The sequence below is a fragment of the Arthrobacter horti genome (assembly GCF_030731045.1).
GTDB lineage: Bacteria > Actinomycetota > Actinomycetes > Actinomycetales > Micrococcaceae > Arthrobacter_E > Arthrobacter_E nanjingensis.
In genome coordinates this window covers 63,244-89,097 of sequence record NZ_JAVALS010000002.1, presented here as the reverse complement: position 1 = coordinate 89,097, position 25,854 = coordinate 63,244, and the positions used below count along the sequence as shown (strand labels likewise).

Annotated in this window: 32 protein-coding genes and 1 pseudogene; 24 read left to right on the top strand and 9 right to left on the bottom strand. The window is 71.3% G+C overall.

The features are described from left to right. Positions 1-34 precede the first annotated feature (34 nt). From Q9R02_RS04225 to Q9R02_RS04185, 9 genes and pseudogenes are all read right to left on the bottom strand, one after another. Positions 35-1,156, bottom strand: a complete 1,122-nt coding sequence (locus Q9R02_RS04225) for a ring-opening amidohydrolase (RefSeq protein ID WP_305995413.1) — start codon at positions 1,154-1,156, stop codon at positions 35-37. Between the two features lie 128 nt (positions 1,157-1,284). Beyond that, entirely contained in the window at positions 1,285-2,178 is an 894-nt protein-coding gene (locus Q9R02_RS04220; RefSeq protein ID WP_305995412.1) for a helix-turn-helix domain-containing protein, read from the bottom strand. A 53-nt stretch (positions 2,179-2,231) separates the two neighbouring features. Further along, positions 2,232-2,858: an NADPH-dependent F420 reductase gene (locus Q9R02_RS04215; RefSeq protein WP_342006887.1), complete on the bottom strand. Its 627-nt coding sequence runs from the start codon at positions 2,856-2,858 to the stop codon at positions 2,232-2,234. A gap of 329 nt (positions 2,859-3,187) precedes the next feature. Next, on the bottom strand, positions 3,188-3,403 hold the full coding sequence (locus tag Q9R02_RS04210; RefSeq protein ID WP_305995410.1) for an aldo/keto reductase: 216 nt from the start codon (positions 3,401-3,403) through the stop codon (positions 3,188-3,190). After that, positions 3,400-3,834, bottom strand: a complete 435-nt coding sequence (locus tag Q9R02_RS04205) for a cupin domain-containing protein (protein ID WP_305995409.1) — start codon at positions 3,832-3,834, stop codon at positions 3,400-3,402. The genes Q9R02_RS04210 and Q9R02_RS04205 overlap by 4 nt, the downstream gene beginning before the upstream one ends. Before the next feature lie 136 nt (positions 3,835-3,970). Continuing rightward, a pseudogene (locus tag Q9R02_RS04200) lies at positions 3,971-4,225 on the bottom strand (flagellar assembly protein FliW); the annotation flags it as partial. 113 nt (positions 4,226-4,338) lie between these two features. Then, complete coding sequence (flgL, locus tag Q9R02_RS04195) at positions 4,339-5,226, bottom strand: flagellar hook-associated protein FlgL (protein WP_305995408.1); 888 nt, start codon at positions 5,224-5,226, stop codon at positions 4,339-4,341. Next, complete coding sequence (flgK, locus tag Q9R02_RS04190; RefSeq protein WP_305995407.1) at positions 5,226-6,650, bottom strand: flagellar hook-associated protein FlgK; 1,425 nt, start codon at positions 6,648-6,650, stop codon at positions 5,226-5,228. Before flgK ends, flgL begins: the two co-directional genes overlap by 1 nt. A gap of 10 nt (positions 6,651-6,660) precedes the next feature. Beyond that, positions 6,661-7,143, bottom strand: coding sequence for a flagellar protein FlgN (locus Q9R02_RS04185; RefSeq protein ID WP_305995406.1), 483 nt, complete (start codon positions 7,141-7,143; stop codon positions 6,661-6,663). Between the two features lie 229 nt (positions 7,144-7,372). On the opposite strand from Q9R02_RS04185, the gene Q9R02_RS04180 reads away from it, so the two are divergent. From Q9R02_RS04180 to fliQ, 24 genes are all read left to right on the top strand, one after another. After that, the gene (locus tag Q9R02_RS04180; RefSeq protein ID WP_305995405.1) at positions 7,373-8,242 is read left to right on the top strand and encodes a flagellin N-terminal helical domain-containing protein; all 870 of its coding nucleotides are present in this window, start codon (positions 7,373-7,375) and stop codon (positions 8,240-8,242) included. Positions 8,243-8,355: 113 nt separating this feature from the next. Next, positions 8,356-9,774, top strand: coding sequence for a flagellar filament capping protein FliD (gene fliD / locus Q9R02_RS04175; RefSeq protein WP_305995404.1), 1,419 nt, complete (start codon positions 8,356-8,358; stop codon positions 9,772-9,774). Positions 9,775-9,784: 10 nt separating this feature from the next. Then, complete coding sequence (fliS, locus tag Q9R02_RS04170; protein WP_305995403.1) at positions 9,785-10,213, top strand: flagellar export chaperone FliS; 429 nt, start codon at positions 9,785-9,787, stop codon at positions 10,211-10,213. Continuing rightward, positions 10,206-10,502, top strand: coding sequence for a hypothetical protein (locus Q9R02_RS04165; protein WP_305995402.1), 297 nt, complete (start codon positions 10,206-10,208; stop codon positions 10,500-10,502). Before fliS ends, Q9R02_RS04165 begins: the two co-directional genes overlap by 8 nt. 178 nt (positions 10,503-10,680) lie before the next feature. Further along, positions 10,681-11,022, top strand: a complete 342-nt coding sequence (locus tag Q9R02_RS04160) for a flagellar basal body rod protein FlgB (protein WP_305995401.1) — start codon at positions 10,681-10,683, stop codon at positions 11,020-11,022. A 1-nt stretch (position 11,023) separates the two neighbouring features. Further along, positions 11,024-11,419: a flagellar basal body rod protein FlgC gene (locus tag Q9R02_RS04155; protein WP_305995400.1), complete on the top strand. Its 396-nt coding sequence runs from the start codon at positions 11,024-11,026 to the stop codon at positions 11,417-11,419. Next, entirely contained in the window at positions 11,416-11,718 is a 303-nt protein-coding gene (gene fliE, locus Q9R02_RS04150) for a flagellar hook-basal body complex protein FliE (protein WP_305995399.1), read from the top strand. Before Q9R02_RS04155 ends, fliE begins: the two co-directional genes overlap by 4 nt. After that, the gene (fliF, locus tag Q9R02_RS04145) at positions 11,718-13,331 is read left to right on the top strand and encodes a flagellar basal-body MS-ring/collar protein FliF (protein ID WP_305995398.1); all 1,614 of its coding nucleotides are present in this window, start codon (positions 11,718-11,720) and stop codon (positions 13,329-13,331) included. The genes fliE and fliF overlap by 1 nt, the downstream gene beginning before the upstream one ends. Further along, positions 13,328-14,353, top strand: a complete 1,026-nt coding sequence (gene fliG, locus Q9R02_RS04140) for a flagellar motor switch protein FliG (protein ID WP_305995397.1) — start codon at positions 13,328-13,330, stop codon at positions 14,351-14,353. Before fliF ends, fliG begins: the two co-directional genes overlap by 4 nt. After that, positions 14,343-14,957: a FliH/SctL family protein gene (locus Q9R02_RS04135; RefSeq protein WP_305995396.1), complete on the top strand. Its 615-nt coding sequence runs from the start codon at positions 14,343-14,345 to the stop codon at positions 14,955-14,957. The genes fliG and Q9R02_RS04135 overlap by 11 nt, the downstream gene beginning before the upstream one ends. Beyond that, positions 14,954-16,264: a FliI/YscN family ATPase gene (locus Q9R02_RS04130; protein WP_305995395.1), complete on the top strand. Its 1,311-nt coding sequence runs from the start codon at positions 14,954-14,956 to the stop codon at positions 16,262-16,264. The genes Q9R02_RS04135 and Q9R02_RS04130 overlap by 4 nt, the downstream gene beginning before the upstream one ends. Continuing rightward, a complete protein-coding gene (locus Q9R02_RS04125) occupies positions 16,261-16,716 on the top strand; it encodes a flagellar FliJ family protein (protein WP_305995394.1) in 456 nt (151 codons plus the stop codon). The genes Q9R02_RS04130 and Q9R02_RS04125 overlap by 4 nt, the downstream gene beginning before the upstream one ends. Further along, the gene (locus tag Q9R02_RS04120) at positions 16,713-17,735 is read left to right on the top strand and encodes a C40 family peptidase (RefSeq protein WP_305995393.1); all 1,023 of its coding nucleotides are present in this window, start codon (positions 16,713-16,715) and stop codon (positions 17,733-17,735) included. Before Q9R02_RS04125 ends, Q9R02_RS04120 begins: the two co-directional genes overlap by 4 nt. Next, positions 17,735-18,910 (top strand): flagellar hook-length control protein FliK, encoded by a 1,176-nt coding sequence (locus Q9R02_RS04115; protein ID WP_305995392.1) that lies wholly within the window; start codon positions 17,735-17,737, stop codon positions 18,908-18,910. Before Q9R02_RS04120 ends, Q9R02_RS04115 begins: the two co-directional genes overlap by 1 nt. Before the next feature lie 15 nt (positions 18,911-18,925). Next, entirely contained in the window at positions 18,926-19,372 is a 447-nt protein-coding gene (locus Q9R02_RS04110) for a flagellar hook assembly protein FlgD (RefSeq protein ID WP_305995391.1), read from the top strand. 35 nt (positions 19,373-19,407) lie between these two features. Next, positions 19,408-20,583, top strand: a complete 1,176-nt coding sequence (locus Q9R02_RS04105; RefSeq protein ID WP_305995390.1) for a flagellar hook protein FlgE — start codon at positions 19,408-19,410, stop codon at positions 20,581-20,583. 98 nt (positions 20,584-20,681) lie between these two features. Next, a complete protein-coding gene (locus Q9R02_RS04100; protein WP_305995389.1) occupies positions 20,682-20,972 on the top strand; it encodes a flagellar FlbD family protein in 291 nt (96 codons plus the stop codon). Between the two features lie 10 nt (positions 20,973-20,982). Beyond that, positions 20,983-21,783 carry a motility protein A gene (locus Q9R02_RS04095; RefSeq protein WP_305995388.1) on the top strand — a complete coding sequence of 267 codons (801 nt, stop codon included), beginning with the start codon at positions 20,983-20,985 and terminating at the stop codon, positions 21,781-21,783. After that, on the top strand, positions 21,780-22,583 hold the full coding sequence (locus Q9R02_RS04090) for an OmpA/MotB family protein (RefSeq protein ID WP_305995387.1): 804 nt from the start codon (positions 21,780-21,782) through the stop codon (positions 22,581-22,583). Before Q9R02_RS04095 ends, Q9R02_RS04090 begins: the two co-directional genes overlap by 4 nt. Before the next feature lie 87 nt (positions 22,584-22,670). Then, entirely contained in the window at positions 22,671-23,564 is an 894-nt protein-coding gene (locus Q9R02_RS04085) for a flagellar motor switch protein FliM (RefSeq protein ID WP_342006888.1), read from the top strand. Next, positions 23,561-24,256 carry a flagellar motor switch protein FliN gene (gene fliN / locus Q9R02_RS04080; protein ID WP_305995386.1) on the top strand — a complete coding sequence of 232 codons (696 nt, stop codon included), beginning with the start codon at positions 23,561-23,563 and terminating at the stop codon, positions 24,254-24,256. Before Q9R02_RS04085 ends, fliN begins: the two co-directional genes overlap by 4 nt. After that, a complete protein-coding gene (gene fliO / locus Q9R02_RS04075) occupies positions 24,257-24,745 on the top strand; it encodes a flagellar biosynthetic protein FliO (protein ID WP_305995385.1) in 489 nt (162 codons plus the stop codon). Continuing rightward, positions 24,742-25,575, top strand: coding sequence for a flagellar type III secretion system pore protein FliP (fliP, locus tag Q9R02_RS04070; RefSeq protein WP_305995384.1), 834 nt, complete (start codon positions 24,742-24,744; stop codon positions 25,573-25,575). Before fliO ends, fliP begins: the two co-directional genes overlap by 4 nt. A 3-nt stretch (positions 25,576-25,578) precedes the next feature. Then, positions 25,579-25,854: a flagellar biosynthesis protein FliQ gene (gene fliQ / locus Q9R02_RS04065; RefSeq protein WP_305995383.1), complete on the top strand. Its 276-nt coding sequence runs from the start codon at positions 25,579-25,581 to the stop codon at positions 25,852-25,854.

Sequence of the window (25,854 nt, the reverse complement as noted above, 5' to 3'; positions counted from 1 at the left end):
AAGACTCCCTGCCGTCGGACGCTCCTGCCGGCGCTCAGCTCACGTCGAGGACGATCGCCAGGGTGCCGCCGCCGGGAGGGCCCTGCTGGAACCCGCCGGCGGAGATCCAGATCATGTTGTCCTGCAGCATCGCGGAGAAGGCGCTGGCCGCCACCGTCTTGAGGTTCTTGATGTAGGCGGGGTCCTCGGTGACGAGCTTTCGGCCACGGAGGATACCGCCCGCGGGTTCCTGGTACTTCAGGAAGGTCGCGACGATGCGCGAAGAGACGTGCGGCGGCAGCGGACCGTCCCCCACCTCGATCCCGGCGTCGCGGACGGCGCGGGTGACGGCGCCGATGTCCAGGAGGTCCTCCACCACCGCGCGCCCGATGCGGAGGCGCCCGCCCGCACCCCGGGTGTTCCCGAAGGCCAGCAGATGAGTCTGCGGGCCTTCGCCGCCGACGCCCTCCCAGGCGTTGGAGGACACGGCCACCCGTCCGCTCCACTGGTCCCGGTCCGTGCCGATCGCGCTCACCTCCGGCAGGGGTGTGCCTTCGACGGTCGCCTTGACCGCATGGGCGATGCTGCCGCTGGAGAAGCGGAAGATCTCCTGGTAGCTCAGCTCCGGAAGGCCCCGGGCGGCACGGCTGGACGCGATGTCCGCCAGGGGCGGGTAGTAGGACTTGCCGATCACGAACTCGACGTCCGCGGGACTCATCCCGCCGTCCTTGGCGGCAGCCTCCACGGCGCCCGCATTGGCCTCCACGTGCCGCGGGGTGAGCATCCATTCGGGAAGGATCTCCTCCGAGGCGGAGCTCCCGAGCGCCAGGCGCGGCAGGCCGTCCGCGGCGGGCTCGGACGGGGTCCGGGTGAAGACGACGGCGTGGGGCGTCATGATGGTCCCGACGCCGGCGCTGAACGCCATGGGGATGGCCTCCACCTCTGCGTCGGGCCGGGTGCCGTTCTCCCGCAGGAAGTCGCGGATCGCCTGGTCGGCGTCCACGCGGCTGGCGTCGTAGTTGTCCCCCCAGCCGCCGGTCTTCCCGGCGACGGCGACGATGTCATCCGGGTTCAGCCGCCCCTCCCACACCAGCGCGTCGAGTCCTGAGACGTCGCGCGTGTGGTCCATCGGAACGCGAAACGCGTCAATGGCCAGAGGGGTTCCATCGTCGGGCATGGGGGGCACCTTTCCTCTGCAGGCCCGCGTCGTCCGGGCATGAATTCATCGGGTGATCAAAAGATACTCCAATTTCACAAGTCTTGGTATACCAAGAAAGTAATTCCAGACATGAGACTCCGCGGCGCTCAGGTGGCGGTGTGCACCTCCGCGGCCGCCCAGCTGGCCAGCAGCCGCAGCTTGTCCTCGGACTCACTGCCCGGGCGGGCGCTGTAAGCGGTCAGGACCCATCCCGGACGCTCCGGGAGATTGAGCGCGTCGAAGTCGATCTCCAGCTCACCGACCACGGGATGGTGCAGGCTCTTGAACCCCGCATGGTGATGCCGCACGTCCCGCCGGGCCCACAGGGTGCGGAACTCCTGCGAGCGCGTGGACAGCTCCCCCACCAGGGCCATCAGCACGGCATCGTCGGGGGCGCGGCCGGCCTCGATGTGCAGGATCGCCACATTGGTCCGGGCGGAGGCCTCCCAGTGCGGGAACGACTCCCGGGCCCGCGGGTCCAGGAAGCAGAAGCGGGCCAAGTTCGGCTGGGCCTCCCCCGCGTCGAAGAGCTGCGAGTACAGGGCTCGGCCCAGCGCGTTGACGGCCAGGATGTCCAGCCGCCCGTTCCTCACGAACGCCGGGACGCCAACCATCGAGTCCAGCAGGCGCTGGATGCTCGGGCTGACCGAGGAGACCGCCGGCGGCTTCCGCGCCGCCCGGCCCGCCGTCGTCGTCGTCCGTCCTGCCGTGGACCGCGAACTGGCGGCCCGTGCGAGGTTGAGCAGGTGTTCCTGTTCCGCGGCGTCCAGCCGCAGGGCCCCGGCGAGCGCGTCCAGGACCTGCTCCGAAACGCCGGCAAGGTTCCCGCGTTCCAGACGCGTGTAGTACTCCACGCTGACGCCGGCCAGCATCGCGACCTCCTGGCGGCGGAGGCCGGGCACCCGGCGGACGCCGCCGTAGTCGGGCAGGCCGCTGTCCTCGAGGCTGAGCCGGGCACGGCGGGTGGTGAGGAATTCACGCACCTCTTCACGGAGATCCATTCCGTCCACGCTACGCCGGTGCGCCGCGGGGAGGGAGGTTCCGGCAGTACCCGTCAGGGCCGCAAGAGTTTGAACGCGTGGGTCCACCTGCCGTCACGCAGGCCCGGAATGCACCAGAGCACGCACAGTGGCTCGATCGCACGGGCCGCTGCTGCCGCACCCATGTCTTCGACGTCCCAGCCGAGTGCGGCGACCATCTCCGCGACCGTCCGGCGAGCAGCCTGATCGTCACCGCAGATGAACATGGTGGGCGTTCCGCCGGGGAACGAGGGATTGACCATGAGTCCGGCGCCCACGCTGTTGAACGCCTTGACGAACCTGGCCTCCGGCGCGGCGTGCTGCAGACGCTCCATCATGGATTCGTTGGGGCCGGTGAAGTACGCGAGCACGCCCTCCGTCGGAGCGGCCTCGGCGATGGGGTTGGTGGTGTCCAGCACGGTGACGCCCGCCAGCCGGGGGGCGAGAGTGGTGACCAGTTCTTCGGCCGCCGTCCCTTTCACGCACAGGACGGCGAATTCGGCGCCGTCCAGCGCCTCGGCGAAGGTGGCCGCCTCACCGTCCCATCCCTCGACGGCCTTCCCTGAGCGGCTGCCGAGGCAGACCGAATGCCCCAGACCTCGTAGCCCCCGTGCGAGCGTCCGCCCCACTTCTCCCGTTCCGAGCACTGCAATCCTGCTCATCTTCGACTCCTCAGCAGATCCATGAACCTCGTCCGGTGCGGCCCCTGAAGACCACCCACCCTCACCGCACCGTGCGGTGCCGCTTCCTACCATGGTTCTCGCTGCCAGTTGCTGAGTCCAGGGGCGGAATCGCCGCCCGGTTCCGCCCGTAAGGAATCCGCCGCATCAGGCGTGCTGGTCACTTGCCGCCGTAGACGGGGAAGACGCTCGAATCGCCGTAATCCTGCGCCCGTATGTGCTCGGGGTTGGCGGTCTTCAGGATCTCACCGTGAGCGATCGGCGAGTACGCCTCCACGAGGATGCCCCGGGATGCGCAGTAAGCCAGCAGATCAGACGGTGTGTTCCCAGCCTGGTACGCCTCCTCCAGGGCGCGCCACGCGCTCGTTCCCGTAGGCCTGGGCCGTGTCGATGTTCCGGTAGCCCAGCGCCACCGCCGCGCGGACGGCGTCGGCGGCCTTGTCATCGTCGATGAACCAGGTGCCGAGGCCCGGCTTGGGGATTTCGACGCCGTTGGACAGGGTACGGGTCTCGTTCAGGATTCTCATGCGTTTTCCCCGGTCCCCGGCAGCGCCCCGTACACCTCATCGGAGACGGGCTCCAGCCATTCGTTGCCGACGCCCTCGCCGGGCGTGATGAAGGCGAGGTGGGAGAACCACGCATCGGCCTTCGCACCGTGCCAGTGCTTGGTCCCGGCCGGAACGCGGATCACGGTGCCCGGTTCCATGCTGACCGGCTCGGAGCCTTCGGCCTGGAACCAGCCGGAACCGGCCGTGCACATCAGGATCTGATCGCCTCCGCCACCGGTGCCGTGGTGGATGTGCCAGTTGTTCCGGCAGCCCGGCTCGAAGGAGACGTTGCTGACCGGCACGGCGCCACCGACCAGCGGCGCGAGGTGGCTCCGACCGGTGAAGTACTGCGCGTAGGCGTCGTTCGGCTCGCCGAGCGGGAAGATCTGCGGGAATTCATCGTTGCTCATGCCCACCACGCTAGAACCCTCGATCAGACCCAGGGAGGCCCCACTGGTACACCTTCCAGCGGGGACTCCCTGCCGGGCCCGCGGGGCGGTGGACCGGAGACGTCATGGACCGGACACCGAGGAGGGAGTCCTCCGTTCAGGCAGCGCGGAGTTCGGCGCGCAGCGGCCAGTTCTGCCCGTCGAGGATCGCCTGGACGCTCTGCCCCGTCGCCTCGTTGACTAGCACGGGTGCCATGAGGTTGACGGTGGTCCCTCCTCTGGCGGGGGTGGCGACGACGAGCACCCGTGCCCCCTCGGGGGAACCGAGGCCGATTGCGCGGCAGGGACCCTCGATCTGGGGCGCGTAGTCCGGGACGTAGAGGGCGGCATCCACCAGGAACAGGCGGACGCCCGGCTCGGCTGCGGGCCGGAGACTTTAGAGGCCCGGGGCGCCCTCGACCGCCTCGAGCGTGAAGTCCTTGTGCGGGGAGAGGCCGGGCATGGGCACGGCGAAGGTCAGCGCGCTCACCGGAGGAAGTCCGTCAGGCTCGGCTGGAGCACCTTGGCCGTGATGGCCAGGGCTGCCTGGTAATTGGTCTGCTGGACCTGCAGGTCCAGGACCGCCTTGCCGAGGTCGAGGTCCTCGATCCCGGAGCGCCGCTGCTCCAGCGCGTTCCGCTCTGTCATGTTCTCCGTTCCTGCCCGTTGAAGCCCGGAAAGCCTGGCCCCGGCGTCGACCCGTCCGGCGACCACCCTGTTCATCGCCGCATCGAGCGCCTGCAGCCTGCCCGTCGGGTCGACACCGTTGCGCAAGTCCGCGGAGATCGCGTCCAGGATGCCGAAGACCGAGTCCGCTCCCGTGCCGAAGACCGCGGCGCCGTCGCCGTCCACCCGTACGGTCTGCTCCGGGCTGATCCGCCGCTGGACCGTGTCCCCCGGGGTTCCGCTGTAGGTGGGCGGCGCGCCATCGGTGAACGCGGCGGGCGCGTCGGAGCTGCCGGCGAAGATGTTGCGTCCGAGGTAGCGGGTGTTGGCCGCGCCCAGGAGGTCCTTGCGGAGGGAGTCGATCTGGGTCGCGAGGGCGTCGCGGCCGTTCTGGTTCAGGGAGCCGTTGCCGCCCTGGACGGCGAGGTCGCGCACTTGGCGGAGGAAGCCGGTCGCGCTGCCGAGGGCCGAATCGAGCGTGGTCAGCCAGGCGGTGCCGTCGTCGATGTTGCGCTGGTGCTGGGAGGCCGCCGCGATCTGTGCCCGCACCCGCAAGGACTCGCCCGCGCCGACGGGGTCGTCGGAGGGCCGGCCGATGCGCTGGCCTGAGCTCGCGGCCGCCTGGGCGGCGGCAAGCCGTGCCTGGCTCGCCGCGAGGCTGCGCTGCGCGGACATCGTCATGGTCTGGTCGGTGACGCGGAGCATCATCAGAGTCCTGCCGTTCCGGTGTGGTTGATGAGGGTGTCCAGGGCCTGGTCGATCGCGGTCAGGACCCTGGCCGCCGCCTGGTAGGCGTGCTGTGCCGCCAGAAGGTTCGTGTTCTCCTCGTCGAGGCTCACGGACGCGCCGGAGGCCTGGGCGCTCTTGGCGTTCGACGCCGCGGTGTCGGTGAGGTTCGCCTGCTGCAGTGCGGACTTCGCGGCGCCTCCGGTCGCGGCCACGAACGCCGACCACTTGCTGTCCGGAGAGCCGGGCCGGGCGCCGAGCTGGGAGATCGCGTCCGCCGTCGAACCGTCAAGCGCACCCGCGCCTGCGGCGCCCGAGGCGATCCCGCTCGCGCCCGTCGGCACGACCGAGAGGCCCTGTGCGGCGGGCACCGCCGGATCGAGCGCGAAGAACGGCAGGCCCGTCGTTCCTGCCGTGGTCTGGCCTTTGCCGTGGACGGTGTTGACCGCGTTCGCGATCGAGGTGGCCAGTGCGTTGTACTGGGCCGCGGCCTCCGCGATCGCCCCGCCCGTGCCGCTGCCGTCTGTGGGCGCCAGGACCGAAAGCGCCCCGGCGATCGTGCCCCCGTCGAGGCCCACCGCGACGGCCGGCCTGTCGGCCCAGACGAGTGCCGGGGCGCCCGAGGCGGTGTCCGTCATCGACACGGCCCCGGCGAGCTGCACGGCCCGCGCGGTGTCACCGCTGACGAGCGCGCTGCCGCCGAGGTACACGGTCGTCGTCCCGTCGGCCTCCTCACGCACGGTGCCGCCGGCGAGAGAGGCGATGGTCTCCGTGAGCCTGTTGCGGGCGTCGATGAGTTCATTGGCCGGGCTTCCCGCGGCGAGAGAGGACCGGATCCCCTTGTTCAATGCGGCCACCTGGCGGGCTGCATCGTTGAGGGACCTCACCATGCCCTCCGCGTCGGACCGCGTGGCCGACCACTGGCCGCTGAGCGCCGTGAAGCCGCCCGAGAGCTTTGCCGCGAACTGCTTGGCGTTCTGGATGAGCACCGTGGCGGGAGCCGGTTCGCCGGGCTGGTTCGCCACATCCTGCCACGCCGCCCAGAAGGACTGGAGCTGGGCGGAGATGCCGTCGCCGCCGGGCTCCTGAAGCGTGTCCTCGATGCCCTGATACGCCGTGGACCGCTGGGAGGTGTAGCCAACGGCCGCCGCCGTGGTTCGCACCGAAGCGTCAAGCAGGGCGTTCCCCAGCCGCTCGATGCGCGCCACCGAGACGCCTTGGCCCACCTGCGGCCCTGTGGCCGAGAGGCCCGCGGGCGCGGCGGGGCCGAGGGCGGACTGGTCGATGCGCTGGCGCGTGTAGCCGTCGGTACCGACGTTGTCGATGTTCTGCCCGGCCAGGTCCATCGCCTGTCGGGCTGCCACGAGCCCGCGGTAGCTCGCGTTGAGGGCGCCGAAGGTGCTCATGCGCGCTCCCTCAGAAGTCCCTGACGAACATACGGGCCTCGCCGTCACTGGCAGCACGGCCCTTGGCGTCGTAGGTGGTGCCGGCAGCGGCGGCGTCTGCGAGGGTCTCCTGGGTCGAGCGGGCCGCGGCACGCAGGAACTGGGCGTTCGCATCCCGCAGCTGGCGGATCAGGGCGGTCTGGTCGGTCATCGCCGCCAGGTGCGCGCTGAGGATCTCCCCCCACGGACCCTCGGGTGCCCCTCCGGCGAGCTCACGCAGTGTCGACTCCTCCGGCAGGCCCCATTCGAGGGCGACGCCCGAGGCGGCCACAGCACGGGCGAGGCCTGACGCCGCCAGACGCTCGAGGACCTGCTCCACCTCGCGGGTGGCGTGGGGCAGCCAGCGGGTCTTGCCCGCTGTCAGGAGCAGCTGCTCCTCCTCCAGCTTGAAGGTCAGCAGGTCCAGCAGCTCCCGCTCTTCCCACAGGCGCGCCGACAGGTCGTGGATCGCCATTGCCCGGACACCTCCTTGTCCTTCCGCGCAGGCCAGGACAGCCCGCCGCTCCCCCTCATACTATCGGCGGGGCCACTGCCGCGGTTAGGATCACGCTCCACCGGAGGGCCCGGGAGGGATTCCCTGGATCCTCACTAACGGAGCTGCCCGCCCTGCCGATAGTGGGCTTCGAGGGCCCACGGACGGGCCCGGAGCAGTACCCGGAACAACTCACGGAGGAACCGTCATCATGGCACTGACCGTCAACACCAACCTCTCGGCCCAGCAGGCCTACCTGAACCTGAACAAGACCACGGCCGAGCAGGCCAACTCGATGGCCAAGCTCTCGAGCGGCCTGCGCATCAACTCCGCGGCGGACGACGCGGCCGGCCTGTCGATCTCCGAGGGCCTGTCCTCGCAGGTTTCCGGCAGCCAGATCGCCTCCCGCAACGCCCAGGACGGCATCAACGTCATCCAGACGGCCGACGGGGCACTCGGGGAGGTCCACTCGATCCTGCAGCGCATGCGCGACCTCGCCGTCCAGGCCGGCAACGACTCGAACAACACCGCGGCCCGCACGGCGATCAAGACCGAGGGAGACTCCCTCGGCCAGGAGCTGGACCGGATCACGAAGTCCACGAACTTCAACGGCATCAACCTGCTCGACGGCACCGCCGGGACCGGAGCCAACGGCACGCTCAGCTTCCAGGTCGGCGCGGACGGCTCGGCCAACAGCCAGATCGCGGTGGCCTTCGGCAACCTGACCACGTCGCTGACCACGGCAGGCGGTGCGTTCTCCGGCGCGGCCGGTGCGGCGGCGTTCCTGGTGGACACCGCGGCCAACGCGGCCACCACGGTCACCAACCTCGACACGGCGATCGGGGCCATCTCGGCGCAGCGTTCGGGCCTGGGCGCCTCGCAGAACCGGCTCACCCACGCTGTCAACGTGCTCAACACGTCCGCGCAGAACCTCTCCGCGGCGAAGTCGCACATCACCGACACGGACATGGCCCAGGAGATGGTGAACTACACCAAGGACAGCATCCTCTCCCAGGCCGGCACGGCGATGCTCGCCCAGGCCAACCAGTCCGGCCAGGGCATCCTCAAGCTCCTCGGCTAAACCGGCGAGGCTCCCGCGACGGAGCCGACCCAGCGCTGACGGTGGCCGGGCGGGCCCTGCGCCCTGCCCGGCCACAGTCAGTGCGCGGAGCGTGAACAGGAGAAGGAGCGGAAGTGTCGACACTGTCGATGAACGGCCTCGGCAGCGGCCTGGACATCACGTCCATGGTCAACGCCCTCGTCCAGGTCGAGGGTCTGCCTCAGCAGCAGCTGCAGCAGACCAGGAGGACCGACCAGAGCCTGATCACCAACCTGCAGGTCTTGAACAGCAAGGCCTCCGCCCTGGCCACGCTCGGGCAGAACATGTCCATGCCCAGCGCCCTGAACCTGTTCACGGCCACGACGGACAGCAGCGCGGCCACAGCCTCCGCGGGAACCGGGGCCGCCCCGGGGACCTTCAGCGTCCGGTTCGACCAGGCCGCGCAGAACCAGGTGGACGTGAGCGCCGCGATGTCCACCTGGCCGGCCGACCCGTCCGGCGCCCCGGCAGCGCTGACACTCGTGGACTCCACCGGGAAGCAGACCCAACTGACCCCCGCCTCGACGTCGCTCGATGACGTGGTCACCGCCATCAACGCCGCCGGCGGACCCGCGACGGCGATGAAGGTCGCCGCGGGCAAGGACGCCTCAGGCAACCCGCTCTACCGGCTCCAGCTGACCGCCACCGGCTCCGGGGCGGCCGGGGCCTTCCAGGCCCACCAGGGGACGCCGGCACAGCTCAGCGCCGGGACGGCGACCGACTTGATGGCCCAGCCGGGGGCGGCAATGGTGACCGCGGCGCAGGACGCCAAGGCCACCCTGTACGCAGGCACGGCCGCCCAGCAGACCATCGCCTCCTCCACGAACACGTTCACGGACATCGTCCCCGGGGTGAACGTCACCGCCACGGCCGCCGCCGTGGGCACCAGCGTGAGCGTGACGGTGGCCGGTGACAACGCCGGGATCGAGAAACAGGCCGGCAGCTTCATCTCCTCCGTGAACGACCTCCTGGCCTACATCTCCCAGAACACCGCGGTGACAACCACGATCAACGCCGGCGGCGGATCCTCGGCCTCCGGCGGCATGTTCACCGGCGACTCGACCATCCGCTCGGTCCAGAGCGCGATCACGGACGCCGTCTACATGCCCACGTCCAACGGCAAGTCCCCCTCCGAGCTGGGCATCGGCATCCTGCAGGACGGGTCGTTCCAGTTCGACCAGAGCAGACTGGATTCGGCCATGGCCGCCGACCCGAAGGGCACGATCGCGTCCCTGCAGGAGATCTCCGCCCGCGTCGCCGCGGCCGCGAAGAACGCCTCCGCCCCCGTCACCGGCTCCATCAGCTCCCTGATCTCCGGCCGCCAGGCCGACGCCGCCGACCTCACCGCCCGGATCAGCGACTGGGACACCCGCCTCGCCGACCGCAAGGCCGCACTCACGGCGCTGTTCAATGCGATGGACACCTCGCTGGGCACCCTCAAGGCCCAGCAGTCCTGGCTCACCAGCCAGATCGCCGGCCTTCCTGCCTATTCGTCCAGCTCGAGCTCGAAGTAAAGGATCACCCGTGACCCTCCACGCCGCGCGCGCCCGGCAGCAGTACAGCCGCGACGCGATCCTCTCGGCCAGCCCGGCCCGGCTGCTGACCATGCTCTACGACCGCCTCCTGCTGGACCTGCGCCGGGCCGAAGCCGCGCAGCAGTCACACGACTGGCAGGCTGCGAGCCACAACCTGCTCCACGCCCAGGACATCATCGCCGAGCTCACCACGACCCTCAAGCCCGGCTCCTGGGACGGTGCGGACGGGCTGCGCAGCATCTATGAGTACGTCCGCACGGCCCTCGTCGGGGCCAACATCCACCGTGACTCCGCCCGGACCCGCGAGGCGATCATGCTCCTGGAACCCCTCCAACAGTCCTGGCACACGGCCGCCGCGTCCCTGCCCGGAGAGCAGACCGGCGAGGACACCCGGGCGGGAGGCTACGCGCTTGGCTGAGCGCTGGGACAACGTCCTGGACCGCCTCGAGGCAGACCTCGACGCCGCCGAGGACTGCCTCTCGCACCAGAGCCCGCCCGCGCTGGGACCCTGGACGCCCGGGGACGGCCTCGGGCCCCTCCCCGGCCGCCTGGCCGAACGGGCCCGCTCCCTGGCCGAGCGCCAGGAGCACCTTCGCCGCCTCCTCGAGGAGGCCAAGGCCGCCACCGGACGGCACCTCGCCGCAGTGCGCTCGGTCCCCAGCGAACACCGGCAGGACACCGCCCTCTACCTCGACCGGCGCGCCTAGCCTGCCACCGGCCGGCAACGGCCGGCGACGCCCCGGGGACCCTGCGGCAAAAAAGGACAACCTCGGCTCCGAATCGCCTTACGCGATCGGCTCATCTGCCGATAGTCGATGTCGAGCAACGGACTGCTCGACCTCCCGGCCACGGACCCGGCCTCCCTTCCGACCCAGGCAGGACAGTGTGCTCGACTGCGTCACCACGGCCGCGCTGACCAGCGCCCTTGACGGCCTCTCTCAGCGCCAGCAGGCCATCGCGGACAACATCGCCAACGTCAACACCCCCGGCTACCACGCCAAACGGGTGCAGTTCGAGAACGCCCTCGCCGCGTCCGTGCAGGCGGGCGACGGTCACGCCGCCGCGACCACCGCGACGTCGCTGGAGCCGACCCGGCTCGACGGCAACAACGTGAACCTCGACACGGAGACGCTGTCCAACGTCGACACCGTGCTTCGGTACCAGTTCGCCTCCCAGGCACTCAGCACCGAGTTCACGGGCCTGCGGACGGCGATGAGGACCGCCTGACATGACCTTCGACGCGATCGGCATCGCCGGCACGGCCCTGACCGTGCACCGCAAATGGCTCGACGCCATCTCCGACAACCTCGCGAACATCAACACCGCCGCCCCGACCAGCGGCCCGGCCTTCCAGGCGAGATACGTCGAGGCCCAGGCCGGGCCCGGCGACACCGGCGTGTACGTCACGGGGACCCCACAGGGTGACGCCACGGGCCGTCTCGTGTACCAGCCGGACAGCCCCCTGGCCGACAAGGACGGGTACGTGCGTTACCCGGACATCGACCTCAGCGAGCAGATGGGTTCGCTCATCATGGCCCAGCGCGGCTACCAGGCCAACGCCCAGGTGGTGGACCGGGCCCGGACCATCTACGAGGCGGCCCTGCAGATCGGCAAGTCTTCATGAGCCTGCCCCCCATCGCCGCCGTACAGGGCGTGACCGGGACCGCCTACGCTGCCACCCCCACGACGCCGTCCTCGGACGGCTCCGCCTTCTCGGCGAGCCTCGCCGGCGCCGTGGACAACCTCCAGCAGCTCCAGTCGACGTCGAACCAGCTCGCAGTGCAGGCCGTCACCGGCAACCTCGATGACATCCACAGCGCGACCATCGCCGCCACCCGCGCCCAGGTCACGCTTGAGCTCGTCGCGACGGTGCGCAACAAGGGCGTCGACGCGTTCAACGAGATCATGAGGATGCAGGGCTGATGCCGCCGTTCATCGCCGCCTTCGCCCGGCGGCTCGCCGCGGCCGTCCGGGGCTTCACGGTCGGCCAGCGCACGGTGGCCATCATCGGCCTGGCCGTGCTCGCCCTCGGAGGCTTCGCCCTCACGTCCTGGCTCTCCAAGCCCAGCTACGCCCCGCTCTTCACAGGGCTGCAGGGCGCGGACGCGAGCGCCGTCGTCGCCCAGCTCGGCAAGGACAACGTCCCCTACCAGCTCGCCGACGGCGGCGCCACGGTGCTCGTGCCGCAGGAGAAGGTCTACGACGAGCGGCTCAAGGCCGCTTCCGCCGGGCTGCCCTCGGCCCCGTCGACCGGCTATTCGTTGCTGGACAAGATGGGTGTCACCTCGTCGCAGTTCCAGCAGGACACCACGTACAAGCGCGCGATCGAGGGCGAGCTCGCCGCCACGATCGAGCACCTGGACGGGGTCAAGTCCGCCTCCGTGCAGCTGGCCATCCCACAGAAGACCGTCTTCACCTCGCAGCAGACCGACCCGACCGCCTCGGTGTTCATCGCCGCCCAGCCCGGGACCACCCTCTCGAGCGACAAGGTGGACGCGATCGTGCACCTGACCTCCGCGTCGATGCCGGGCATGAAGGCCACCGACGTCTCCGTCGTGGACTCCCAGGGCAATGTGCTCTCCGCCGTCGGAACCGGCAACACCGCCAAGACCGCCTCCGACTACCAGGCCCGCACCCAGTCGGCCGTGCAGGCGGTCCTGGACCGGATCCTCGGCCCCGGCAACGCCACCGTCGCGGTCATCCCGGACGTGGACCAGCAGTCCGCGCAGCAGAAGTCCGAGACGTTCACGACCAACAAGGACACGGCACCGCTGAGCCAATCCACGAAGACCGAGAAGTACACCGGAACCGGCGGAGCCGGCGCCTCCGGGGTCCTCGGCCCGGACAACATCGCCGTCCCCTCAGGGGCCGGCACCGCGGCCGCGAACGGGGGCAACGGCAGCTACGACTCGACCACCGACACGAAGGACAACGCGGTCGACAAGGTCACCGAGGACCGCACGATCCCCTCTGGCGCGCTCAAGCGCCAGTCGGTCTCGGTCGCGATCAACCAGTCCGTCGCGGGCAGCCTCAACCTCCGGAACCTCGACTCGCTCCTCTCCGCCGCCGCCGGCATCGACGCCAAGCGAGGCGACGTCCTCTCGGTGCAGGTCGTGCCGTTCAGCACGGCCGCCGCCGACCAGGCCAAGGCCGCCCTCGACCAGGCGCAGGCCGACGAAGCGGCGAAGGCACAGGCCGCGATGTGGCAGAACATCACCTGGGCCGGCATCGCGTTGCTGGGGCTCCTGCTCATCGGGGTCCTGCTGTGGCTGCGCCCCCGCCGTGCGGCGGTGCGCGAGCCGATCGGCCTCGGCGGGGACATCCTCTTCGACGAGCTCCCCGAGCCTGCCGCGATCGAGGAGCCGGCAACCGTGGCCCTGCCGGTCGCCCCGCCCGTCCCGGCCCTGCCCGATCCGGGAGCCGAGGCCCTGGACGCCGAGCGGCGCCGCGCCCAGGTCGACCGGCTCGGGGCGACCGAGCCGAAGAAGACCGCCGAAATCCTCCGCGGCCTCATGGACCAGGAGGAGCCGGTATGAGCCTCGGCACCGACAGGCCCCTGACCGGGACCCAGAAGGTCGCGATCGTGCTCATGCAGATGAGCAACGAGAACGCTGCGAAGGTCATGGCCCATTTCAGCGACTCCGAGGCGGAAGACGTCGCCGCGGAGATCGTCCGGCTCAGCCGGGTCGACGCCACCCTGTCCGAGCAGGTCATCGCGGAGTTCCACGAGATCGCCGTCGCCGGTCGGCGGACCACGCGCGGCGGCCGTGAGCTGGCCGCCGGCCTCCTCGAATCCTCATTCGGCGCCGAGCGGGCCGCCGGGGTCTTGGACCGCCTGACCTCGACGATGGCCGGGAAGTCCTTCGAGTTCCTCGAGTCCGTGGACCCCTCGCAGCTCCTGACACTCCTGGACGGCGAGCTCCCGGAGACGGTCGCCCTGGTGCTCGCCCACCTCCGCCCGGACAAGGCCTCGGCGGTCATGGCCGGGCTCGGGGAGGCCCAGGCTACCGACGTGGCCCACGCCCTGGCGACCATGGGGGCGACGACGCCTGAGGCCGTGAGCATCGTCGCCGAGAGCCTCAGGGCCCGCACGGGCACGACCGCGGCCGTCGGACTGAAGCAGATCGAGGTGATCGGCGGCGTCCAGCCGCTCGTGGACATCATCAATCGCTCCGACATCGCCGTCGAGAAGACCGTCCTGGACGGGCTCGACGAGAAGGACCCCGCACTCGCCGAGGAGGTCCGCTCCCGGATGCTCACCTTCGCGGACATCGTCAAGCTCGAGCGCCGCGACGTCCAGCAGGTCCTGCGCGGCATCGACGCGGGCATCCTCGCACGTGCCATGAAGGGGGCCGCCCAGCCCGTGCTGGACGCCATCGATGGCAACGTCTCCGACCGCAACCGTGAGATCCTCCACTCCGAGATCGCCGCCGTGGGCCCGGTGCGGGCCTCGGAGGTCCAGGAGGCCCGGGCGGCGATCGTCCGGTCGATCCGCGAGCTCGAGGCCTCCGGGGCGATCACGGTCCGGCGGACCGAGGAGGACGACCTTGTCTACTGAGGCCGCGGCCCGGGGCGGCGAGGCAGCCCGTCCGCTCCTCTACCCCGCCCTGCACGCGGCGGGAGAGGCGGAAGGCTTCACCCGCGGCCATGCGGCCGGCTACGCGGCGGGCCTGCGGAAGGCCGAGGCCCAAGCCCGGATCCTGCGCGCAGAGCTCGACGCGCGGCACCATGCCGCCGTCGAGGAGGGCCGGGAGAGGCTGGCGCAGTCCCTCGCCCTGCTCGAGACTGCTGCCCGGGCCCTGCACGCCCGCACCGCGCCGGTGCTCGCCGAGGCCGACGCCGGGCTCGCGGCCGCTGCTCTCGCCCTCGCCGGGGCCGTGATCGGGCGTGAGCTCTCCGACGCCCAAGCGGGCGCGAAGGCCGCGCTCGGCCGCGCGCTCTCCGCCCCGGCCGCGGGCACAGCCATCGCCATCCGCCTCCACCCCGAGGACCTCGCGCTGCTGGAGGCCGAGGGCGCCACGACGGAGGGCACCGCCCTCGTGCCCGACCCCACGCTGGGACGGGGCGACGCCGTCGTCGACTACCCGGACGGCGAGCTCGACGCCCGCATCGGCTCCGCCCTCGCCCGCGCCGCCGCGGCGCTCTCCGGGGAGGACGCGTGAGGGGCCTCGCCGCCGCCCTCGCCGCCGCCGCACCCGAGCGCACCGGCGTCGTCAGCTCCGTCCTGGGCCTCGGGCTCGAGGTGGCCGGGCTCGGCAGCGCGGTCGGGGAGATCGTCGCCGTGACCACCTCCGACGGCGCCGTCTGCGAGGCGGAGGTGGTCGCCGCCGGGCGGGGGACCGTGCGCTGCATGCCGCTCGGGCGGCTCGCCGGCGTCCGCACCGGAGACACCGTCCGGGCCTTGCGCCGTGGCGTGCTCGTCCCCACCGGGCCCGCGCTGTTCGGGAGGGTGCTCGACGGCCTCGGCCGCCCCATCGACGGCCGCGGGCCGATCACCGGCGCGGTGCGCGTGCCTCTCGAGAACGAGCCGCCCCCGGCCATGCACCGCGCCCGCATCGACACGCCTCTGCAGACCGGGGTCCGGGTCCTTGACACCCTCGCCACGGTGGGCCGCGGCCAGCGCCTGGGCCTCTTCGCCGGCTCCGGCGTGGGGAAGTCGTCCCTGCTGTCGATGATCGCCCGGGGAACCGAGGCCGAGGTCTCGGTCATCGCGCTCGTGGGCGAGCGCGGCCGCGAAGTCCGCGAGTTCCTCGACGACGACCTGGGGCCCGAAGGCCTCGCGCGCTCGGTCGTGGTGGTCGCCACCTCGGACGAGCCCGCCCTCATGCGCCTGCGCGCAGCGTTCACCGCGACCCGCATCGCCGAGTCGTTCCGTGAGAGCGGCGCCCACACGATGCTCATGATGGATTCCCTCACCCGCGTGGCCATGGCCCAGCGCGAGGTCGGACTCTCCGCCGGCGAGCCCCCGGCCACCCGCGGGTACCCGCCCTCGGCCTTCGCGCTCCTCGCCCGGCTCCTCGAGCGCGCCGGCACCGGGGCCACGGGCTCTGTCACGGGCGTCTACACGGTGCTCGTGGACGGCGACGACCACAACGAACCCGTCGCCGATGCCGCCCGCTCGATCCTCGACGGCCACATCGTGCTCGACCGCCGCCTCGCCGTCGCCGGACACTACCCGCCGATCGACGTGCTCGGCTCCGTCTCCCGCGTCGCCTCCAAGGTCAACGCACCCGAGCGCACCGCGGACGCCGCCGCGCTGCGGAGGGTCCTCGCAGCCCTGAAGGCCGCCCAGGACCTCATCGACGTCGGCGCCTACCACCCCGGCAGCAACCCCCTCGTCGACGCGGCCCTGGCCCACGAGACGGCGATCAACACGTTCTGCCGCCAGCGCCTCGACGACCAGACCCCCAGCGAGAAGGCCTGGGCCCAGCTCGCCCACCTCGCAACGACCCTTGGAGACACGCGATGAACCGCCGGTTCCCCCTCGCCGGGCTGCTCCGGCTCCGCCGCCTCGAGCAGGATCAGGCCGCTGCCCACCTCGGTTCCGTCAACGCCCAGCTCCGCGCCCTCGACTCGCGCCAGGACGCGGCCCGGGACCAGGCCGGGCAGATCCCCTCCGACGTCGACAGTTCCTCCGCTCTCCTCGCCGTCGCCGCTGCCCGTGCCTCCTCCGCGAGCCTGCTCGCCGACTTCGAGGCCCTTGCCGCGGCCACCAGGGCCCAGGCACAGCAGGCGCAGCAGGAGCTCGGTGCCGCCAGGGCCCGCACGATGGGACTCGAGAAGCTCGAAGCCCGCCACACCATGGACGCCGACGCCGCCGAGCTGGCCGCCGAACAGCGGGTCCTGGACGACCTCTTTTCCAGCGCACCCCGATTCTCCAGCGCGCCCCGGGCCGGGGCTCCCGAGGCGGTCTCGCCATGAGCATGTTCGACGCCGTCGGCCGCGTCCAGGCGATCCGGTCCACCCTCACTCAGCTCACCGACCCCGGCTCACCGGTGCCCGGCGGGCCGGGTCCGAGCTCGTTCAACCGGACCCTCTCCGAGGCGATCCAGGGATCCCTCGCGTCCTCACCCGCCGCCCAGGCGTCAGGCACGGCCGCAGCGGGGGCCGTGACCGGAGAGAAGGTCGCCGCCGACGCCCGGAAGTACGTCGGCGTGCCGTACGTGTGGGGCGGCACCGACCCCGCGACGGGCCTCGACTGCTCCGGGTTCGTCCAGCGCGTGTACCAGGACCTCGGCATCCAGCTGCCGCGGGTGGTGCACGACCAGATGACCCAAGGCACCCCGGTCGCCTCACTCGCCGACGCCCAGCCCGGCGACCTGCTGGTGTCCTTCGGCGGCGAGCACGTGGCCATCTACCTCGGCGACGGCAAAGCCATCGACGCCCCGGAGCCGGGCAGGACAGTCCAGGTCCGCGACGCCTGGGAGAAGTACTCCAACCTCACCGCGATCCGCCGCATCGTCCCCGACGCCGGCCCGGGACCCGCCGTCGCCGGCCTGGATGCGGCACAGGCCCGGTACGCGCAGGTGATCGTCGACCGGGTCCGTGACCGCGGCCTGCCCGCGCAAGCCGCCGTCGACGCGATCTCCACCGCCCTGCAGGAGTCCTCACTGCGCATGTACTGGAACCCCCAGGTCGCCGGATCCCAGGCGCTCGCCCCGGACCGCTCGGCCATCGGCACCGACGGCTATTCCGTGGGCCTTTTCCAGCAGCAGGTCAACGGGAGCCGGTTCTCGTGGGGCACCGTGGCGGATGCGATGGACCCGGTGAAATCCACCGACATGTTCCTCAACCGGCTCACCGCCATCCCCGGCTGGGCGAGCCTGCCCACCACCGCCGCCGACCAGGCGGTGCAAGGCTCCGCCTACCCCGACGCCTACGCGAAATGGGAGGGGCAAGCCAGCCAGATCGTCGCAGCCCTTTCCCGGACAGGAGCCTGATGCCCAGCCTCGCGACGCTCATCCCGGCGCCCACCGGCAAGGGGACCCTGCCGGCACCCGGTACGGCCGGCCGGCCCACGGCCGGTGCCCCGGGACTGTTCGCCGCTGCCCTCGCGGCACTCGCCACGGACACGCCCGAACAGCCTGCCTTCACATCCGCAGGGCCCCCCGAGCTACCGCCCGCACTCCCGCCCCAGGCCCCGGCGCATCCCTCGAAGACCCAGCCGGAGGACGCCCCGCAGGCCGGCGGCGCCGCGCTGCCCGCCCTCCTCGTCATCCCCGCGATGCCGCTGCCGCAGCCGGGGCAGCCCCCCGAGGCGCCCCGCGACGCGGACCCGGCCACCGGAGGCGGTCCGATCGCACCAACGACGGCGGCCCTCGCAGCGACCGGGATCCCAGCCGCGGCACCCAGCCCATCGGAGCGCAGCGCATCGGCACCCAGCGCATCGACACCCCAGGCGGTGACCGCAGCGGCCCGGTTCACGCCGTCGCTGGCCGCCCCCGCTTCCCCAGCAGCTGAGCCGCCCGCGCCGTCGGCTGTCCGTCCTGGGCAGCCCGCGCAGACTGCCTCGGCGGCCGCCTCGCCGTCGCCGGCTGTCGCGGCCACCGCCGCAGCACCGGCCGGCTCGAAGGGCCAGCCCACAGCCCAGCCCGACGCCGCGGTGGCCGACGTCGCAGTGGCAGCCTCGGCCCCGCCCGCCGCACCTCAGACGAGCGCACCGGCCGCGGGACCGCAGCAGCCCGCCGCGGCGCCGTTCACCGCCCAGCTCGCCAAGCCGGTCATCACCCTCGCCGACGCAGGACACGGCCGGCACCTCATGACCGTAAGAGTCACCCCGGAGGACCTCGGCCCCGTCACCGTCCAGGCCCACATCAGCGCCGACGGCGTGACGGTCGAACTCTTCGCGCCCACCGACGCCGGACGCGCCGCCGTCCAGGCCGCCCTGCCCGAGCTGCGCCAGAACCTGGCCGACGCCGGGCTCGCCGCCAGCCTGAGCCTCTCGGACCGCAACGCCCCACAAGGCGGCGCAGGCGGCGACAGCCATTCCCCACACGGCCACAACGGCGGCGGGGACCGGAGTGAGCGCGCAGTGCGCCCCGCCGCAGCCCTGGCGGCCCGCCCGACGCCGCTCCTGCCCTCTGGCAACGACACGACCCTCGACATCCTCGCCTGAGCAGAAAGCGCACCGATGACCATCAGCCCCGTCAGCACCGCCCTCGGCGGCACCTCAGCCGGCACCGCCGTCGGCTTCACCAGCCTGAGTTCGGCGGCCCCGACCCGTGCCCCCAAGCAGGCCATGGATTCAACCGTGTTCATGGACCTGCTGGTCACGCAGCTGAAGAACCAGGACCCGAGTTCGCCCATGGACACGAACGCCATGATCGGCCAGACCACGCAGCTGGCCATGATGGAGAAGCTCACCCAGCTTGCATCCGACAGCGCCACCGGCCTGAGCGTCCAGCAGCGTGCCGCCGCGGCCGCCCTGATCGGAAAGGCCGTCACGTACCTCGCCGCCGACGGGACCTCCGGCGGCGGCACCGTGAGTTCGGTCTCCTACAGCGGGTCGACGCCGACAGTCACCGTCGGCGGCGCATCCATCCTCCTCGGCTCGATCACCGGCGTCACCGGCGCCTGACACCTCGCACCATCCTCTTTCGAAAGGCACCCACCATGCTCCGCTCGCTCTACTCCGGCATCTCGGGCCTTCGTGCCCACCAGACCATGCTCGACGTGACCGGCAACAACATCGCCAACGTCAACACCGCGGGCTTCAAGGGCTCCTCGACCCAGTTCGAGGACACCCTCTCCCAGCTCACCCAGGGCGCCTCCGGCCCGCAGTCCGCGACGGGCGGCACGAACCCGGCCCAGATCGGCCTCGGGGTGAAGGTCGCGGCCGTGACCACGAACTTCACCCAGGGCTCGGCGCAGTCCACCGGCAAGGCCACGGACATGATGATCTCCGGGGACGGCTTCTTCATCACCAGCCGCGGCGGGCAGCAGCTCTACACGCGCGCGGGGTCCTTCGGCTTCGACGCGGCAGGCCAGCTCGTGGGGCCCGACGGCGGCCTCCTCCAGGGATGGATGGCGAACGCGGCAGGCGTCGTGAACACGGGCTCGCCCATCGGGAACGTCGTACTCTCACCGACGGCCGCGAGCGCGGCCGTGGCCACCACCCAGGCCACCGTCGACGGGAACCTGCCCTCCGACGCCGCCAGTGGAACAACCCTCGAGCGCGACATCCGGGTGTTCGACGCCACCGGCGCCCCGCGCACCCTGGCGCTCACGTTCACACGGACCGCCTCCGGCTGGGACGTGGCGGGTGCGGACGCCAATGGCAGCACGGGCGCGGGCTCGCTGACGTTCACGGGCGGCAAGCCCACCGCCGGCGGCAGCATGGGGGTCGGCGGGATCACGGTGAACCTCGGCGCCGTCACGGGCTATGCGGGAATGACGACGGTCGCCGCCACCGGCCAGAACGGCTCCGCCGCGGGCACGCTCGAATCCTTCACGCTCGCCGGCGACGGCTCACTCATCGGCGCGTTCAGCAACGGGCTCAAGCAGACGGTGGGCCGGATCGCGCTGGCGAAGTTCACGAACCCGGGCGGTCTCGAAAAGACCGGCGACTCCGCCTACACGAGCACTGCGAACTCGGGCACCGCGCAGATCGGCCAGGCCGGAGACCCCGGCTTCGGCACGCTCGCCGGTGGGGAACTGGAGATGTCCAACGTGGATCTCTCACAGGAGTTCACGAACCTCATCGTCGCCCAGCGCGGCTTCCAGGCGAACGCCCGCATCATCACCACCTCGGACCAGGTGCTCCAGGAGCTCGTGGACCTGAAGCACTAGTCCCGCGGGGGCCATGCACGGAGGCTTACCGCAAGTGGGAAGCTGCCGATAGTGCAGAGGGAAAGCAACACCCGCGCCCTCGACCCAGAAACGGACCCATGATCGTCCTCACCCGCCTCAACGGGTCTCGCTTCGCGGTCAACCCCGACCTCGTCGAACGGATCCAGGAGAACCCGGACACCACCCTCGTGATGGTCGGGGGAACCACCTATGTGGTGCGGGAGAGCCTGAGCGAGGTCATCGGCCTGATCGCCCGGTACCGGGCGCTCGTCGTCGCGACGGCCCACGGGCTGCCGACGGCCGAGGGCCAGCACCTCACCCTCGTGCCGAGCCCCGACGAGGACGTGCCGGGGCCCAACGCCGCCTCCCCGCGGCCCGGACAGCGCTAGGAGAAGGCCCATGGACCCCTCGCTCATCATCGGCCTGCTGCTGGCCTTCGGCTCCGTCGTGGCGATCGTGTCCCTGGAGGGCGCGAACGTCACCTCCCTGCTTCTGCCCCCGCCCATGATCCTCGTCTTCGGCGCGACGCTCGCCGTCGGCCTGGCCGGCAACACCATCAAGGACTCGATCCAGGCGTTCAAAGCGATGCCCAAGGCCCTGCTCGGCAGGCCGCCGAAGCCCCAGGAGAGCATCGAGCGGATCATCTCGATCGCGGAGAAGGCCCGGGCCGAGGGTTTGCTGGCCCTTGAATCCGAGGCAGCAGTGGCGCAGGACCCCTTCCTCGCCCGGGCGCTGCAGAACGTCGCCGACGGCACCGACGCTGAAGAACTCCGGGCCATTCTGGAGGACGAGATCGGAACCCGCTCCCGCGCGGACCACGCCAACGCCAAGTTCTTCGCGGCGCTGGGCGGCTACGCCCCCACGATCGGCATCATCGGCACCGTCGTCTCCCTCACCCATGTGCTCGAGAACCTCTCCGACCCCACGAGCCTGGGCCCCATGATCGCCAGCGCCTTCGTCGCCACCCTGTGGGGCCTGCTCTCGGCCAACTTCATCTGGCTCCCGTTCTCCTCCCGCATCACCCGGCTCTCGGAGCTCGAGGTCGAGCGCATGACGCTGGTCATGGAGGGCATCCTCGCCGTGCAAGAGGGGGCTCAGCCGATGCTCCTCGCCGACCGGCTGCGGGCGATGGTCCCGGACCACCAGCTCAAGGGCAAGCCGAAGGCGGATGCGAAGGAGACCGCGAGGGCCGCCGCATGAGCCCGCGCCGCCGTCGTCGTCCGCCCCGCAGGCCGGCCGAGTTCCACGTCGACGAACGCTGGGCCGTGTCCTACATGGACATGATCACGGTCCTGTTCTGCCTCTTCGTGGTCCTGTTCGCGATGTCCACGGTGGACCAGAACAAGTTCGAGAAGCTCCGCAACTCGCTCGCCACGGGATTCGGCACCACGGTGACGCAGAAGATCGACACAGCGATGGGCACGGTCGTCCCCCCTGCCCAGGCGAACAAGGAAGCCCAGGGCTTCGCGAACCTGGACCTCGCGCTCAAGGAGGCCGCCCGGCTCACCGCGCTCGAGAAGCAGATGAACCAGAAGCTCACAGCGCTGGGGATCGCCCCGGACGTCCAGTTCCAGATCGACCAGCGCGGCCTCACCGTCAAGCTGGTCGGCTCCCAGACCTTCTTCCAGCCCGACAGCCCGGACCTCACCCCGCGCGCGGACAAGGTGCTCGACGCCGTCACCCCCGCCATCGTCCCGACCACCCTGGAGGTCTCGGTCGAGGGCCACACCGCGAACATCCCCACGGCGTACCCGACCGGGTGGGAGCTCTCGTCCAGCCGCGCCACGAACGTGCTGCGCCACATGGTCGAGAACGACGCCCTGCCTCCGCACCGCATCGGCGCCACCGGATACGGCTCCGCCCGGCCCGTCAACGCCGACCATACCGAGGCCGAGCACGAGCAGAACCGGCGCGTGGACATCGTCGTCCTCTCCGACCAGCCCGAGGCAGTCCGGGCCCTCATCCCCGAGGCCCTCAAGGCCCTGGTGGGGCAGAAGTAGGATCCGCCCGGACAAGAACCGGACAAGCCCCGAGGATTTCGCCCCAGTCCGCTTACGCGGGACGCCGATCCGCCGATAGTGGAAACCGTGACCGTGCAGGACCACCCCCCGCCCGCCCCGATGATCGTCGAGGCCTACGACTTCCGTCGGCCCACCACGCTGGCCCGGGAGCACAGCCGCGTCCTCGAGGCCGGCTTCGAGAGCTTCTCCCGGCAGTGGGGCACCCAGCTCACCGCGAAGGTGCGGGCCAAGTCCACGGTGACCCCGGAATCGGTGGTCATGCAGAGCTACGACGAGTACGTCTCGACGCTGCCCGCCACCACCTCCATGGTCCTCTGCGCCCTCGACGGGATGGGCGCCAAGATGGTCCTCCAGTTCCCCACGCCGTCCGCTCTCGGCTGGGTCGCACGCATGCTCGGCGGCCACAGCGACAAGGCCGGCCTCGAGCGCAAGTTCACCCCGCTCGAATACGCGCTCGTCAAGAGCCTGGTGGGGGACGGCCTCGAGGTCCTCTCCTACTCCCTCGGCGGACTCCTGCCCGGCACGGCCCGCGTCGAGGCGATCCAGTACAACTCCCAGTTCGCCCAGGCCGCCGCCACCACCGACCTCATGGTCGTCGTCGCGTTCACCGTCCGCGTGGGTGAGAGCGCCAGCGCCGCGACCCTCGCCATCCCCGCCGACGCCCTGCTTCCGCAGCTCGGCGCCGTCAACCCGATGGCCAGCAGTGCGAACGCCGCCGAGCTCGTGCGCGCGCAGCTCGCACGGGTGCCACTCGACGTGGCCGTCCGCCTCGAGCCCGCGGCGGTCACCCCGGCCCAGGTCCTCAACCTCAAGGTCGGGGACACCATCGCCCTCCCGCACCCGGAGCATCACCCGTTCCACGTCGCCGTCGGCGGCAAGAACCTCGCCCAGGCGATGGTCGTCCGCAAGGGCTCCCGCGTCGCCGCCCGCATCGTCATCACCGAGGAGAACCACCCGTGAGCAACCTGGCCCTCCACGCCGCCGCCGCCGACCGCCTCGTCGCGTCCCTCCCGGTTCCCGGGCTCGCCGTGACGGGACGCGTTGAACCGGGCGCGGCCGCGGCCCACGCGGCGGTGTCCGTGTCCGCGACGTTCGTCGGCGCGTTCACCGCGGACTTCGCGCTCGCGCTGGCCGACGCCGGCTTCGTCGCCGAAGCGGGTGGGGGCCCGGAGGCCAGGACGACGGCGGTGCTGCGGCCGTCGTTCGAGCGCGCCGCGGAGGCGCTCCAGGGAGGCGTCCTCTCAGAACTGGCCGAGGGCGACGCGTGGGAGCTCTTCTCCGATCCGGACACGGCCGTCTTCGAGATCTCCGACGGCGGCGCGCCGTTCGGCTGGTTCGCGGTGCGGATCCAGGACCAGGGGATGCGGGCCGGAACGGCTCCTGCCGACGAGGCTTCGATCGCGGGGCGGCTCGGGCGGATCCACGACGTCGAGATGGCGCTGACGGTGGAGATCGGCCGGACCAGGATGAGCGTCCGCGAAGCCCTGTCGATGGAGCCGGGCAAGGTCATCGAGCTCGACCGCTCGACCGGCGCGCCCGTGGACGTCCTGCTCAACGGGCGCAAGATCGCCCTCGGCGAGGTCGTGGTGGTGGACCAGGACTACGGGGTGCGGATCACGCGGATCCTCGACGTGGCCGAGGCGCCGCGCTGAATGGACTCGCTCATCCTGGGGCTGAGGGTCCTCGTCTCGCTCGGGGCCGTGCTGGGCCTCATGTGGTTCCTGCACCGGCGCCTGCGGCGCGGCACCGGTGCGCCCAAGGCCAAGGCGCTGGCCGTCGTCGCCCGCCAGGCCGTGGGGCCGAAAGCGTCGGTGGTCCTGGTGGACACCGACGGCAAGCGTTTCCTCCTCGGCGTGACCGAGCACGGGATCGGCGTCCTGCACACCTCCGAGGCGCCCCTGCCCGAAACTTCCGCCCAGCCCGAACCCTCCGCCCTGCCCAAGCCGGCCACGCCCGCGCCCACCCGGGCCCGCCGGCGGGCCTCCGGCGCCGCCGCGTTCGACGCCTCGCTTCAGAAGCAGCTGGACGCGGCCGCCCTGCCCGGGCAGGCGCAGGCCGGGCAGGCGCTGGCCGGGTCCATCCTCGATCCCGGTGTCTGGAAGCTCGCCCTCGGCGCCCACCGGGCCGGCCACCGGCCGTGACACCCCGCGGCCTCGCACTCAGGGCCGGCCGGATCGCCGCCGTCGTCCTCCTCATCGCAGTGACGGCCTACGCCCTGCTGCTCCTGACCTCGGTGGCCGGGCACGCCGCGCCCGCCGGCCCGGACGGTCCCTCCGCCCCCGCCACGCCCGCACCGTCGGGCGGGCCGATCAGCGTCCAGATCAACGCGCCGGACAACGGGCCCTCGGCCGCAGTGGTGACGCTGATCGGGATCACGCTGCTCTCGGTGGCCCCGGCGCTGCTGCTCATGATGACCTCGTTCACGAAGATCTTCGTGGTGCTCGCGATGACGCGGAACGCGCTCTCACTCCAGTCCGTCCCGCCGAACCAGGTCCTCGCGGGGCTCTCGCTGTTCCTGTCGCTGTTCATCATGTGGCCCGTGGTGAGCGACATCAACACCCACGCCTTCCAGCCCTACCTCAACGGGCACCTCGACTTCGGCGGGGCGTTCAACGCCGCCAGCGGCCCGCTCTCGGCCTTCATGCTCGCGCACACGCGGCAGGAGGACATCGCCCTCATGACCCGAGCCGCGGGCCTGGCGAACCCCGCGAACCCCGCGCAGACGCCGCTCCAGACCCTCATCCCGGCGTTCATGATCAGCGAGCTGCGCGCGGCGTTCATCATCGGCTTCGTCATCTTCATCCCGTTCCTCATCATCGACCTGGTGGTCTCCGCCGCGCTCATGTCGATGGGCATGATGATGCTCCCGCCGGTGATGATCTCCCTGCCGTTCAAGATCCTCCTGTTCGTCCTGGTGGACGGCTGGGACCTCATCATCACCGCCCTCATCCAGAGCTACCGGGGAGGCTGAGAAGTGAACACCTCCGCCGTCCTGGACCTCTGCCTCCAGGCCCTCCTCGCCGCCGCGAAGCTCTCCGCGCCCGTCCTCGTCACCTCCCTCGTCGTCGGGCTCGCCATCTCGCTCTTCCAGTCCATGACCCAGCTCCAGGAAGCCACCCTCTCGTTCGTCCCCAAGGCCGTCGCCGTCGCCATCGCGCTCGTGGTCTGCGGGCACTGGATGATCTCCGAGATGGTCAGTTTCACCAACGACCTCTTCGCCCGCATCCCCTCGCTGATCAACTCGAAGTGA